Origin of the sequence: Sphingorhabdus sp., from assembly GCF_044239045.1 — a bacterium.
Classification (GTDB): domain Bacteria; phylum Pseudomonadota; class Alphaproteobacteria; order Sphingomonadales; family Sphingomonadaceae; genus Sphingorhabdus_B.
Genome location: NZ_JBIICD010000005.1, coordinates 89,784 through 102,857, shown reverse-complemented (window position 1 = coordinate 102,857; position 13,074 = coordinate 89,784). Strand labels below are relative to the sequence as shown.

Annotated in this window: 10 protein-coding genes; 5 read left to right on the top strand and 5 right to left on the bottom strand. The window is 58.4% G+C overall.

Going from position 1 to position 13,074, the window contains the following annotated elements:
* Positions 1–4 precede the first annotated feature (4 nt).
* Positions 5–514 (bottom strand): protein-export chaperone SecB, encoded by a 510-nt coding sequence (gene secB / locus ACILP4_RS03390; protein ID WP_395619338.1) that lies wholly within the window; start codon positions 512–514, stop codon positions 5–7.
* A gap of 238 nt (positions 515–752) precedes the next feature.
* Here secB and ACILP4_RS03385 point away from each other — a divergent pair, with 238 nt between their 5' ends.
* From ACILP4_RS03385 to ACILP4_RS03375, 3 genes are read left to right on the top strand one after another with little or no spacing between them, the layout of a single operon-like run.
* Complete coding sequence (locus ACILP4_RS03385) at positions 753–1,412, top strand: Tim44/TimA family putative adaptor protein (protein ID WP_395619337.1); 660 nt, start codon at positions 753–755, stop codon at positions 1,410–1,412.
* A gap of 12 nt (positions 1,413–1,424) precedes the next feature.
* Entirely contained in the window at positions 1,425–2,633 is a 1,209-nt protein-coding gene (locus ACILP4_RS03380) for a murein transglycosylase A (protein WP_395619336.1), read from the top strand.
* Positions 2,634–2,640: 7 nt separating this feature from the next.
* Positions 2,641–3,195 carry a Smr/MutS family protein gene (locus tag ACILP4_RS03375; protein ID WP_395619335.1) on the top strand — a complete coding sequence of 185 codons (555 nt, stop codon included), beginning with the start codon at positions 2,641–2,643 and terminating at the stop codon, positions 3,193–3,195.
* A 2-nt stretch (positions 3,196–3,197) separates the two neighbouring features.
* Here the strand turns inward: ACILP4_RS03375 and dapE are convergent, their stop codons facing one another.
* On the bottom strand, positions 3,198–4,340 hold the full coding sequence (gene dapE / locus ACILP4_RS03370; RefSeq protein ID WP_395619334.1) for a succinyl-diaminopimelate desuccinylase: 1,143 nt from the start codon (positions 4,338–4,340) through the stop codon (positions 3,198–3,200).
* A 79-nt stretch (positions 4,341–4,419) separates the two neighbouring features.
* Positions 4,420–5,886, bottom strand: coding sequence for a glycerol kinase (locus ACILP4_RS03365; protein ID WP_395619333.1), 1,467 nt, complete (start codon positions 5,884–5,886; stop codon positions 4,420–4,422).
* Positions 5,887–6,195: 309 nt separating this feature from the next.
* Here ACILP4_RS03365 and ACILP4_RS03360 point away from each other — a divergent pair, with 309 nt between their 5' ends.
* Together ACILP4_RS03360 and ACILP4_RS03355 are read left to right on the top strand one after the other, a co-directional pair.
* Positions 6,196–7,206, top strand: a complete 1,011-nt coding sequence (locus ACILP4_RS03360; RefSeq protein ID WP_395619362.1) for a ligase-associated DNA damage response exonuclease — start codon at positions 6,196–6,198, stop codon at positions 7,204–7,206.
* Positions 7,206–8,774, top strand: coding sequence for a cisplatin damage response ATP-dependent DNA ligase (locus ACILP4_RS03355; RefSeq protein WP_395619332.1), 1,569 nt, complete (start codon positions 7,206–7,208; stop codon positions 8,772–8,774). The genes ACILP4_RS03360 and ACILP4_RS03355 overlap by 1 nt, the downstream gene beginning before the upstream one ends.
* On the opposite strand, the gene ACILP4_RS03350 is transcribed toward ACILP4_RS03355, so the two are convergent.
* Both ACILP4_RS03350 and ACILP4_RS03345 read right to left on the bottom strand, forming a co-directional pair.
* On the bottom strand, positions 8,771–9,640 hold the full coding sequence (locus ACILP4_RS03350) for an alpha/beta fold hydrolase (protein ID WP_395619331.1): 870 nt from the start codon (positions 9,638–9,640) through the stop codon (positions 8,771–8,773). The genes ACILP4_RS03355 and ACILP4_RS03350 overlap by 4 nt on opposite strands.
* Positions 9,637–13,050 (bottom strand): AAA family ATPase, encoded by a 3,414-nt coding sequence (locus tag ACILP4_RS03345; RefSeq protein ID WP_395619330.1) that lies wholly within the window; start codon positions 13,048–13,050, stop codon positions 9,637–9,639. The genes ACILP4_RS03350 and ACILP4_RS03345 overlap by 4 nt, the downstream gene beginning before the upstream one ends.
* Positions 13,051–13,074 lie beyond the last annotated feature (24 nt).

Here is a 13,074-nt window from a genome sequence, read left to right as displayed (position 1 = left end):
GGCTTCAGGCTTCGCCGGCAGGCTGCGTCTCTGCCATTTGCTGTGCTTGGGCAAGCTGCTGGATGTAGAGCGCGTTGAAATCAATGGGTTCAAGCACCAGCGGCGGATAGCCGGCATCGCGCACTGCATCTGCAACGACTCGGCGCGCGAACGGGAACATCAAGCGTGGGGCTTCACCGAATAAGAACGGATGGGCTTGCTCTTCGCTGACATTACGCAGGCCAAACAAGGTACCATAATCCAGCTCAACGGAGAACTGCACGCCATTGTCTGTCTCTGCCTTAACGGCAAGCCGTAAGGCGACTTCATGCACTTCATCGGTAATGGCGTTGGCTTGGATATTTACCTGCACATCAATTTGCGGCGCGCCATCCCAGTTGAAGCTGTGCGGGGCGTTGGGATTTTCAACCGACAAATCCTTGATATACTGGTTCAGCATGCCGACCGCGGGCGCAGTGTCTTCGCCATTAGCTTTTACTTTGTCGGAAACGATGGTGCCTGTTTCGTCGGCCATGATGTGTCGTGCTTTCTTGTTGGTTGTCGCAGCCGTAATAAACGACCGTTGATGGCCGTCGCGCCTAGCAGGCGTGGCATCAAAGGGCAATGATACTTGCGTTTGCGGCAAAGCGCAATTTTCTTTGGGCAAAGCCCTTTGAAACCCGTATCATTCATTCCTATATGCTTTTATGAGGGAGCTTCGCGATAAGATTTCGCTTAGAAACCACATTGAGCTTTTGCCGGATGGAGGCGTTGTGACGTTTACTATTGTATTGCTTGCGCTAGTCGCCGCTTTCTTGGGCCTTCGCCTTTACGCAGTGCTCGGCAAACGTACCGGCCATGAACAAGAGCCCGTTGCGCGCCGCCCTGTTGAAGCGAATACATCGCCATTGTTGCGGCAGCCATCTGCCAGCGGTGACGCGGCCTCTGCGGCGCCTGGAGCTGAGCTTTCAAACGTCGAAACGGCCGCGCAAAGTGGCATTAAGGCGATTTCTAACGCCGACCGCAATTTTGACCCAGCTTCATTTGTAGAAGGTTCAAAAACCGCTTATAAAATGGTTCTTGAGGCGTATTGGAAGGGCGATAAGGAAGCGCTTCGTTTCCTGTGCGATGATGACGTCTTCGCAAGCTTCGCCGAGGCCATTGATGGCCGGGCAGAGCGTGGTGAGACCCTCGAGAACCGTTTGGTTCGCATTGATGAAATTCGTATTGTCGACGCAAGCTACGATCACCCCATGGCCCGCATCTCGGTGCGTTTTGACGCCGACATCGCCGCAATGGTCAAGGATGCCGATGGAAATATCATTGGCGGGTCGATGACTGATGCGGTTGAAACGCATGATATCTGGACCTTCATGCGCGATGTGAAATCGGACAGCCGTAACTGGAAGCTTGACGAAACCGACTCGGTCTGATTCACCTGGGCGATGAAACGCGCCCTTTTCGCTCTCGGTATATCCGCCCTCACTTTGTCCGCTTGTGCAAGCGGAGTAGCACCACCAGCTGGCCCCGCAAGTTTGTCGGGGGCAACGGTCCCTGCATCGTCCGTCGCGGACAATGCGGCGGCGCCTGTGCCGACGCGCGATGTTACAACAGCGGCGGGGCTCGGCGTAACACGCGGCCCGCAAATAGCTACTTTGCAAGTTGATGCGGGCAAGACAGCACGTGCGATGGAGAGTTTCCGGACAAGTTGCCCCGGCCTTGTCCGCCGCACCGACAATAGCGGCCTCACCCAAGGCAGCGACTGGGTCGCAGCCTGCGACGCCGTCAAAACATGGAGCGGTGATGCCCGCACGTTTTTCGCCACACATATGGATGCGGTGCAGGTAGGCACAGGCAAGGCTTTTGCCACGGGCTATTTTGAACCCGAAATCGACGGTTGCCGCACGCCGCAAGCGGGATGCGATGTGCCTGTATATAAACGCCCGCCAGACCTGATTGATGTCGATCTTGGCCAGTTTTCCGATGAATTGAAGGGTCGAACCATAAGGGGCAAGGTCAGTGGCGCAAAGTTTGTGCAATATGATGACCGGGCCGCGATTGAAAACGGGTCATTATCGAGGCGCGGCCTTGAAATCGCTTATGCCGCCGATGCTGTGGAATTTTTCTTCCTGCAGATTCAGGGGTCGGGTCGGTTGAAACTGCCCGACGGCACTGTGATGCGCATTGGTTATGACAGCCAGAATGGCCGTGGATATACCGGCATCGGCCGGTTGATGCGGGATCGCGGGCTGATTACCGATGCGTCGATGCAGGGTATCGTTGCCTTTTTGCGTGCCAACCCAGAAGAAGGCCGCAAGATCATGCAGGAAAATAAAAGCTATATTTTCTTCCGCGAACTGACCGGCGCTGGTCCCTTGGGCGCGATGGGTTACCCTGTTGTCGGAGAGGCAAGCATTGCCGTGGACGTGAAATTCATACCGCTGGGCGCGCCTGTATGGCTGTCGATGGACCGCGTAGAACCCAATGGCATTTGGATTGCGCAGGATACGGGCGGCGCCATCAAGGGGCCAAACCGCATCGATACCTTCTGGGGCGCTGGCGAACGCGCACGTGCAATTGCGGGCGGCATGGCGGCGCGTGGCGCGGCGCTCATTTTCTTGCCCAAGGCTGCGGTTGCGCGGTTAGGTTTGTAATACGGCCATGGCGCGGCCTCTCGACAGCACGGAAAAGTCGCTTTGGGGCAGGGTCATTGCGACCGTAAAACCAATGCATGGCAGCAAGTCAAAGCCAGTGCCAGTTACGACTCCAGAGGCGGATAAGGCAGTGCTAGCGAAGTTTCTCAGCGCCAAGCCGAAACCTGTGCCCGCCGATGTAAAACCAAAAAATACGTCCGTGCAAAGCAAGGTTGCGCCGTTACCGCACAATCTGGATGGGCATTGGGACAAAAGGATCATGCGGGGCAGCATCATTCCGGATGTCAGCATCGATTTACACGACGCATCCTTGTCACTGGCATATAACCGGCTCGACGGCGCGCTGGAGCAGGCGATTGCGCAGCGGATGAAAGTGTTATTGCTCGTGACCGGCAAGCCCCGCGCGCATGATCGGGCCAGTGGTGAGGGTAGGGGCGCTATTGCCGCCGTTGTCCGCGATTGGTTGGCGGCATCGCGGCATGCGCGGCATATCTCGGCCGTGCGTAACGCCCATCCACGCCACGGCGGTGCAGGCGCGCTTTACATTATGTTGAAAAGCTAGACCTAAGCCGCCAGCATTTTAAGCGCAACCCGCCGGTAAATCTCCGTGAGCGCCGACAGGTCAGCAATTGCGACAGCCTCATCCAGTTTATGCATTGTTGCATTGCACAGGCCAAATTCGACCACAGGGCATATTTTGGTCAGGAATCGCGCATCAGAAGTGCCACCTGTTGTCGATGCTTCGGGTGCGATGCCAACGACTTGCTCTACCGCCTCTGATATAGCCGCTGAGAACGCGCCAGGAGGCGTCAGGAAAGCCTCTCCGGAGATCATGGCGGTCAGAGTACCCCCATGGCGCTCTATAAGCTCACGGAGCCTTAAAACAAGCGCATCGCCATTTTGCAAATCATTGAACCGGATCGACAATCGCGCTTCGGCTTTGGCGGGAATGACATTGGTTGCCGTATTGCCGACATGCAGGTCGGTAACCTCGATATTACTCGCTTGGAACCAATCGTTGCCTGCATCGAGCGTGATCGATTCGATCTCGGCCAGAATCGCGATGAGCTTTGGAATCGGATTGTCCGCCAGATGCGGGTAAGCGACATGGCCTTGGGTTCCCGCGACCGAAATCCACATGTTAACCGATCCGCGACGCCCGATTTTCATCATGTCGCCCAAGCGGTTCACGCTGGTGGGTTCACCGACGAGGCAATAATCAGGGATGCTACCGCGTGCCTTGATATGCGTGATCAACGCCCGTGTGCCGTGGATGGCTGGCCCTTCTTCGTCGCCAGTGATGATGAGGCTGATTGTGCCCGCATCCTTGGGGATTTCATGCAGCGCTGCGACAAAGGCGGCGATGCTGCCCTTCATATCAACCGCGCCGCGTCCATGCAGCAAATCGCCCTTAATCTCTGGCACAAACGGGTCGCTAGCCCAGCCATTTCCGGGCGGCACAACATCGACATGACCGGCAAAGGCGAAGTGCCCACCGCTTGTGCCTTGCCGGATTGCGAACAGATTTTCGACAGGCGCGCCATGGGCGAGGTTGTCGTCGTCTTCGCCCGAAATGAAGCGTTCGACGGTAAAGCCAAGCGGCACGAGCATATCTTCAAGCGCGTCAAATACCGCACCGCTGGCGGGGGTAACGCTTTCGCAAGCGATCAATCGTTGGGCATAAGCCAGTGCAAGGGCGTCCGTCATTAAGTGGCAGCGTTACGGATTAATGCCCGCCAAAACAAGTCAGACATCGGCGTTAGAGCAAGCCCTTCGCGTTACGGCCTTACTGCAGAACGCGGGCGAGCGCATCTGACCAGCCAGCCAAGCGCGCCGTGCGGGCGTTGTCGTCGAGCATCGGCGCAAAACGCGTGACCCCGCCCCGCATAGTGGCCGCATCCTCCAAGCTGGGGAATAGCCCGCAACCCACCGCCGCAAGCATCGCTGCGCCAAGCGCGGTTGTTTCGACAAAGGCCGGACGTTCGACATCAATTGCCAACATGTCCGCAAGATCCTGCGCCATCCAGTCATTCGCGACCATGCCGCCATCGATACGCAATTCGGCCCAATCTGCGCCATCGGCGGCAAAGGCAGTTTTGAGGTCATAGGTTTGATGCGCCATCGCCTCCAGCGCGGCGCGGGCGACATGCGCCTTTGTCGCGGCGAAGCTCAACCCGCTAATGGTGGCACGGGCATCGGGTCGCCAATGCGGCGCGCCAAGGCCCGAAAGCGCAGGCACCAGATAGACGCCGCCATTGTCTGGTACGCTGCGCGCGAGCGGCTCAGTCTCGGCGGCATGGGATATCAGACCCAAATCATCACGCAGCCATTGGACGAGGCTACCGGCGACAAATACCGAACCTTCAAGTGCATAATGGCGCTCACCATTCAACTGGTACAATATCGTCGAAAGCAAGCGGTGACGCGACTGGCGCAATGTCGTGCCGGTTTGCGTGAGCACAAACGCGCCGGTGCCAAAAGTCGCCTTGGTCTGCCCAACGGCAAAGCAACCTTGCCCGATGGTTGCGGCTTGTTGGTCGCCCGCCATGCCTGAAATGCGGATCGCACCGCCGAAATGTTCGGGCAAGGTCGTGCCAAGATCGCCTGCGCAATCGGTAATTTCTGGTAATATGTCGCGTGGGACGCCAAACAGGTCCATCAACCCGTCATCCCATCCGCCGCTGCCAATCGCCATGAGCGCGGTGCGCGCAGCATTGCTGGCGTCGCTGATATGGCTTCCGCCCGTCAGCCGATAGACAAGGTAGCTTTCGACCGTGCCCACCGCCAGATGTGTGCCCGCGTCCTTCAACTGCGGCCAATTCTCCAACGCCCAACCGATTTTCGATCCCGAGAAATACGGATCAAGCAACAACCCGGTTTTCGCCTGCAGTACGGGCTCTTCGCCTTTGGCCTTCATCGCCGCGCAAATGTCTGCCGTCCGGCGGTCTTGCCATACAATAGCAGGGGCAAGCGGTTTGCCCGTTCTTTTGTCCCAGAATACCACGGTCTCGCGCTGATTAGTGATGCCAATGCTCGCGATCCGGTCAGCGCCGCCTGCCTTGGTTACCATCGCCTGCGCACAAGCGAGCGTGAGGTTCCAGATTTCTTCGGCATCATGTTCGACAAGGCCGGGTTGCGGATAATGCTGGGTAAGCGGGCGCTGGCAACTGTCCACCGCGGTGCCGTCTGCCGCAAATAGAACGGCGCGCGTTGATGTCGTGCCTTCGTCAATGACCAATATATATTCGCTCATGCCACTGCCGCGCGTAATGCGCGCTCCTCCCTTGAAAATACAAACATCGCGCGGTTGCCGAAAACCAGACGGATGACCGCCAGCGCCATCAGCACCGAACTAACCAGCAGAAATACCATCACGTCAATATACTGCAGCTATGGCAGGTCAAAATGCTGAAAAAATGTTTCGCGCGCATATAGCGTGTTCGGACGGTACAATAGAAAATTATGCACGCCGCCCGCGCATCAACATTATAAATCAGCAGCCCTGCGATTGGTTTACATCGTCCTTGCTGCACCCCATATCGGTTCTCAGAAAAGGACCGTTATAATCTCCCAAACTGCCGCCCAACATTGGATAGAACCACATGCGCATGGCATTTATGTCAAGCCAGCGGATATGTGGATTGATCCGTCGCGTCCCGCCGAACGCGCGTTGGTGACGCATGGCCATGCCGACCATGCGCGCAGTGGCCATAAAGCCGTCTGGGCAACGCCAGAGACGTTGGCGATTATGGCGCTGCGTTATGGCACCGAAAACGGCACGCCCATGCCCTATGGCGATGGCTTTGAGGCAAATGGCGTGAAAATCAGCTTTCATCCTGCCGGACATGTTTTGGGATCCGCGCAAATTTTGCTGGAGCATGCGGGCGAGCGCGTGATTGTGACGGGAGATTATAAACGGCAGTTCGACCCGACCTGTGCGCCGTTTGAACCCGTGCCTTGCGATGTATTGATTACCGAAGCGACCTTTGGCTTGCCCGTATTCACCCATCCACCGATTGAGGATGAGATTGCCAAATTACTCGCCGCACGCGAAGCCAATGTCGATGGGTGCATCTTGATAGGGGCCTATGCGCTGGGCAAGGCACAGCGTGTCATCGCGGAACTGCGGCGCGCCGGCTATGACGCGCCGATTTACATCCACGGCGCGATGCAGAAAATGTGTGATCTCTATTTGGCGCATGATGTCCCTTTGGGTGAACTCATATTGGCGACGGGGCTTGCCAAGGCCGAGATGAAAGGCGCGATTGTCATTGCCCCGCCATCGGCGATGAATGACCGCTGGGCGCAGCGTTTGCCAGACCCGATAACTGCAATGGCATCAGGATGGATGCGGGTGCGGCAACGTGCGCGACAGCGTAATGTTGAACTGCCTTTGGTGATTTCCGATCATGCCGATTGGAACGAGCTGACTGACACGTTATTGGAACTTCGGCCAAGCGAAACATGGATCACCCATGGCCGCACTGATGCGCTTGGCCGCTGGTGCGAGCTGCACCAATTAAAAGCGCGCGCGCTTGATTTGGTTGGCCGCGAAGAGGAGGATGAGAGCTGATGCAGGCTTTCGTCGCGCTCATCGACGGGCTGATCTACACTCGATCACGCGACCATAAGGTCCGGCTAATCGCAGAATATCTGCGCGATACGCCTGACCCCGATCGCGGATGGGCGTTGGCGGCGCTGGCGGGCACACTCAGCATTGCCACAGTTAAATCGGCGGCTATCCGCGCTATGGCTGAGGAACGCTTTGACCCGATGCTGTTCCGCATGAGCCGCGATTATGTTGGCGATACGGCAGAGACCGTTGCCCTGATGTGGCCTGATATTGCCGCGGGAGGGGTGGCGCCGACGGTGGCTGAAGTCATTGACCTGCTCAACAACACAAGCCGTGCGCGTGCGCCGAACCTGCTGGCGGAACTGATGGACAGGTTGGATGCCAATGGCCGTTATGCGCTGCTGAAGCTCGCAACAGGCGGCATGCGCGTGGGCATATCGGCGCGGCTGGCCAAAACCGCCTTTGGGCAAGCTTTTGGCGTTTCGGTGGATGATGTCGAGGAGGTCTGGCACGCGCTTCGCCCGCCTTATGCCGAATTATTTGCCTGGGGCGAGGGCAAGTCCGAACGTCCCGACCCTGCCGACAGCGCGTTTTTCCGGCCCTTCATGCTGGCCCACCCTTTGGAAGATGGAAGTGTGGATCTGGAAGATTTCGCCGCCGAATGGAAATGGGACGGCATCCGCATTCAGATTGCCTCAACCGGCGGGGAAACGCGGTTGTTCAGCCGGGGTGGTGATGAGGTAACGGCAGCGTTTCCGGAAATCGCCGCAGCCTTCAACGGCATTGGCGTGGTCGATGGCGAATTATTGGTACGCGGCGATGTGCAAGGCGGGGAGGCGGCGAGCTTCAACGCGCTGCAACAACGCTTGGGCCGTAAGAATGTAACGGCAGCGATGCAGGCGGAATATCCCGTGTTTGTGCGCTTGTATGACATTTTATTCGACGGGGCAGAAGATATGCGCAGCCAGCCCTGGACCGCACGGCGGCAAAGGCTGGAGTTGTACGCCGCCAGGCTCGATACGGCTCGCTTCGACCTGTCCACGATCATCGACGCGCGGGATTTTGACCATCTGGCAGAAATCCGCGCTGCGGCGCGTGCTGCGGCGATTGAGGGCGTCATGTTGAAGCGACGAGATGCACCCTATCTGGCGGGCCGCAAGGTCGGCCTTTGGTACAAATGGAAACGCGAACCGCTCGTTGCCGATTGCGTCATGATGTATGCGCAGCGTGGTAGCGGGAAACGCTCGTCTTTTTATTCGGATTATACTTTTGGTTGCTGGACGCCCGATGGCGTTTTGTTGCCCGTCGGCAAGGCCTATTCAGGGTTCAGCGATGCAGAATTGAAATGGCTGGACCGTTTTGTACGCAACAACACGGTGGCGCGCTTTGGCCCCGTGCGTGAGGTCGAAAAATCTTTGGTGCTTGAGGTTGCGTTTGACGCGGTGCACGAATCCAAGCGGCATAAATCGGGCATAGCGATGCGTTTTCCGCGCATCTCCCGCCTGCGCCGTGACAAGCCAGCGGATGAGGCGGACAGCATTGCCGCCTTACGCGCGATGATTGGTTAGAGAAACGCCCTTATATCGGCCATGAAGCGGTCGAATTGGTCATGGTGCAACCAATGGCCGGCATTTTCATATTCAATGACCTGAGCCGTTGGGAAATGCGCGATGCGGCCATCCTTTTTAGGATTGGAGGCCCAGCTATTGGCGCCATACATCAACAACATCGGGCAGGTGATGGATTGCCAAATCGCTAACAAATCCTCACGCGGCATATCGAAGATCGCCCAAATGTTGAGGTAGTTATCGAACTTCCAGCTCCAGCTGCCGTCTTCGTTTCGGCTGATACCATGCACGGTCAAATGCCGCGCTTGTTCGTCCGTCAAATAGCTATTTTCGGTTTTCATCCGTTCATAGGCGGCTTCGATATTGGGATACCGCTTTGGCGTGCGACCAGCAGCGTTGCGCTTGTCCTCAATCCACTGGCGGAAACGGGTTTGTATACCGATGGCGTCGCGTTCGGCCTGCATTTTTGGGGACAGGCCCAGTCCTTCGATATTCACCATCTTACGGACATTTTCGGGGAACAGGCCGGCATAGCGGGTCGCGATATTACCGCCCATCGAATGGGCAATGATGCTGACGGGAGCAAGGTTGAGTTGATGGATCAACTGCGCAAGGTCGTAAACAAAAGTCGACATTTCATAGCTGCCATCCGGCGACCAGGCGCTGTCGCCATGACCCCGCAAATCGGGCGCGATGATATGCCAATCGTGGCGCAATTCTTCGGCTACCCAATCCCAGCTGCGCGCATGATCGCGGCCGCCATGGACCAAGAGCAAGGGTGGCGCGTCGGGGTTACCCCAGTCGACATAGTTCAGCCGAAGGCGTTGCGAGATAAAGCTATTGGTGATGGGGCCGTGCAAAGTCATTCTGCGGCCAGTAATTGCTCTGCGCCCCCAAGGTCAACCGATACCAGTCGGCTGATGCCCTGTTCAACCATTGTCACGCCGAACAATCGGTGCATCCGGCTCATCGTCACGGCATTGTGGGTGACGATGAGGTAGCGCGTTTCGGTCTCCTGCGTCATCGCGTCGAGCAAGTCGCAGAAGCGTTCGATATTGGCATCATCCAAAGGCGCATCGACTTCGTCGAGCACGCAAATCGGGGCGGGGTTGGTGAGGAACAATCCGAAGATAAGCGCAACAGCCGTCAGCGCCTGCTCGCCGCCCGACAGCAAGGTGAGCGACTGCAGTTTCTTCCCCGGTGGCTGCGCGAATATTTCGAGGCCAGCTTCCAACGGATCGTCGCTGTCGATCAACGCCAGATGCGCTTGCCCGCCATTGAACAAGGTCGAGAACAGGCGGCGGAAGTGGCCGTCTACCGCCTCAAAAGCCGTTAGCAATCGTGCGCGGCCTTCGCGGTTCAGACTGCCGATGGAGCCACGCAAGCGGTTGATAGCAAGCGTCAGCTCTTCGCTTTCGGCAAGGCCTGTGCCTTGCTGCATTTCCAGTTCGGCCAGCTCGTCGGCAGCGATCAAGTTCACAGGGCCGATACGCTCACGTTCGTTTTGCAGGCGATCGAGCCGGCTTGATTCCATGCCTGCTTCATCCATCGCATCTTCATCAAAGTTCAGTTTTTCGGGCAGGACGGGTGGCGGACATTCGAACCGTTCCCCTGAAATCCGGCCCATTTCGACGCGGCGCAGTTCCTGATTTTCGGCGCGCGCTTCGGCACCGGCGCGGGCTTCGCGGGCAACCGAGAGCTGCTCGGCTGCGGCCGACAATTCGCTTTCAAGGGCGCGCAACGTCATTTCATGCGCCGTTTCTGCGGTTTGTAGGCCAGTAAGCTTCTCGGCCAACTGCGCTTTATCAGCCTGTAGAGTAGCGATATCGCGGGCCAGCATTTCCGGCCTTCCCGACATCTCTGCTTGTTCAGTAGCGACGTCGGCGCTGCGTTTGTTCATTTCAGCGATCCGGCGTTCGGCTTCGCCTGCGCGGTCCTGCCAACTGCGAATTTCGGCCATCGCCACGGCGCGGCGCTCGCGGCTTTGCGCTATGCGTTGTTCCAGCGCAGACAGGTCCGCCTGATTGCGCGCCAATAGGTCGCGCGTTGCCTCATGCGCGGCAGAGAGGTTTTGGACGAGGTCTGCATGATGTGACCCGTCGGGCAGGGCATGACGTATCGCCTCGGTCGCTTTGCGCTCGGCTTGCGCCTCGGCTAAATCTTGCTCTGCTGCGGCCATGCGGTCGCCAAGTGCGGCCTTTGCAGATTTTAGTCGCGTCAAAGCGTCTTCGGCTTGATCGACCGCGCGCAGGGCTTGCCGCAACTGGCTTTCTTTAGCTACACGCCCGGCTGCTGCGGTGCGGACCATATCCTGTGCAGCTTCAATGTTATCATTCATCTGCAACAGGCTTTGTGCTTGTGCATCGAGCGCAGCTTGCGCCGGCGCAATGAGCATGTCTAATTCGGCCAAACGATTGGCGCGGACGAGTTGTTCTGCAATCGTGGCGCCATCACCATCGGTGGCAAAGCCGTCCCAGCGGCGCAACCTGCCTGCCAGTGTCACCAGACGTTCGCCAGGTGCGAGGGCTTGACCATCATCCGTTTCGACCACACGCACCATCGACAATCGCGCGGCAAGCTCTGGCGGGGCATCGACAAAATGGATCAGGGCCGTGTCGGCGACCTGGCCCAGCGCAGCGGTACCGCCAAGCCAGCGACGTCCCGTTTCGCCGCCTATGCGCGCATCTGCGTCGTCGCCCAACGCAGCGGCCAGTGCGCGTTCATAGCCTGGCTTGACCGATATACGGTCGATCGCTTTGTCGCCTTCGCCCTTGCTCAAGGAACGTTGCAGTGCGCTTTGTTCGGTCAGTAAAGCGGCGAGTTCGGCCTTGGCACTGGCGATGGCGACTTGGGCAACATCGCGGGCGGAGATGAGCGCAGCGCGCTGCGCTTCGGCGGCTTCATGCGCTTGGCTGTCGGCTTGCAATTGTGTCTGCAGCTTTTGGACGTCGGCATCGGCTTGGCTTTTGGATACAGCATATTTCGCCTCATCCCCCAAAGCGTCCCGTTCGGCATTAATCCGCGCGCAGACCTGCTCGGCGCGTTGCACCCGCGTTGCGGCCGCCGCCAGCGCCGCGTCGGCCACGCGCAATTCGGCGTCTGCGCGCGCTTGCTCTGCAGACGCATTGGCCAAGGCAATTTCGCTTTCCCGCGCTTGCCGTTCGGCATTTTCCGCCGTGCGCAGCAAAGCAGGGCGCTCTTCCTCTTGCGCTTTAATCTGGTCGGCCAGCTTGCCGCTTTCCGTCTGCAAACGGGCGAGTGCATCTGCCGCATCATGCGTCAGCTTACCTTCGCGCGCGCCATCATCGGCCATACGGGCGGCTTGCGCTGCGAGGTCGGATTGGCGTTGGATGATCCGTTCATGCTCACCCGTCAGCTGGACAAGCTTGTTGGACAGGTCGCTGGCGGCATCGCGCGCCGCCATCGCCAGTGCCCGTGCGTCAGCAAGCTGTCGCACAGCCTCTTGCTGCTTTTCGGTGAGGACGCGCTGGGCAACGGCGGCGTCCTCAACCGCTTTAGCCGCTATATTGGCGTCGGCCCGCGCGACATCTGCTGCTAGCTTGGCCTCACGCCAGCGGACGAAAATCAAACGCGCTTCTGCTTGCAATATGTCTTTGGTCAGGGTGCGATAGCGTTCGGCTTGCTTGGCTTGGCGGCGTAACTGGCGCGCGCGCGCGTCCATGTCGGCAAGAATGGTTGCCAGCCGCGCCAGATTGCTTTCCGCCGCGCGCAGCTTTTGTTCGGCATCCTTGCGCCGGACGTGCAGCCCCGAGATACCAGCCGCTTCCTCCAGCATTTGGCGGCGTTCCTGTGGCTTGGCCGAGATGATAGCGCCAATGCGGCCTTGGCTGACCAAAGCAGGGGAATGCGCGCCTGTTGCCGCGTCAGCGAAGATAAGCGCGACATCCTTCGCCCGCACATCGCGGCCATTGGACCGATAGGCAGAGCCTGCCCCCCGTTCGATCCGGCGGGTGACTTCCAATTCTTCGTCTGTGTCGCCGTCGGCATTATCATCGCTGCGTTCGGCCAATATGGTAACTTCCGCGAAATCGCGGGGCGGGCGCGACGCGGTTCCGGCGAAAATCACATCTTCCATGCCCGCGCCGCGCATAGACTTGGCGCTGCTTTCCCCCATCACCCAGCGTATGGCTTCCAATAGGTTGGATTTGCCGCAGCCATTTGGCCCGACAATGCCGGTCAGCCCGCTTTCGATCCGGAGTTCAGCGGGCTCGACAAAGCTTTTGAAGCCGACAAGTTTCAGCTTCTTTATCCGCAAGGGGCGCACCCCGTTGCGGCAATA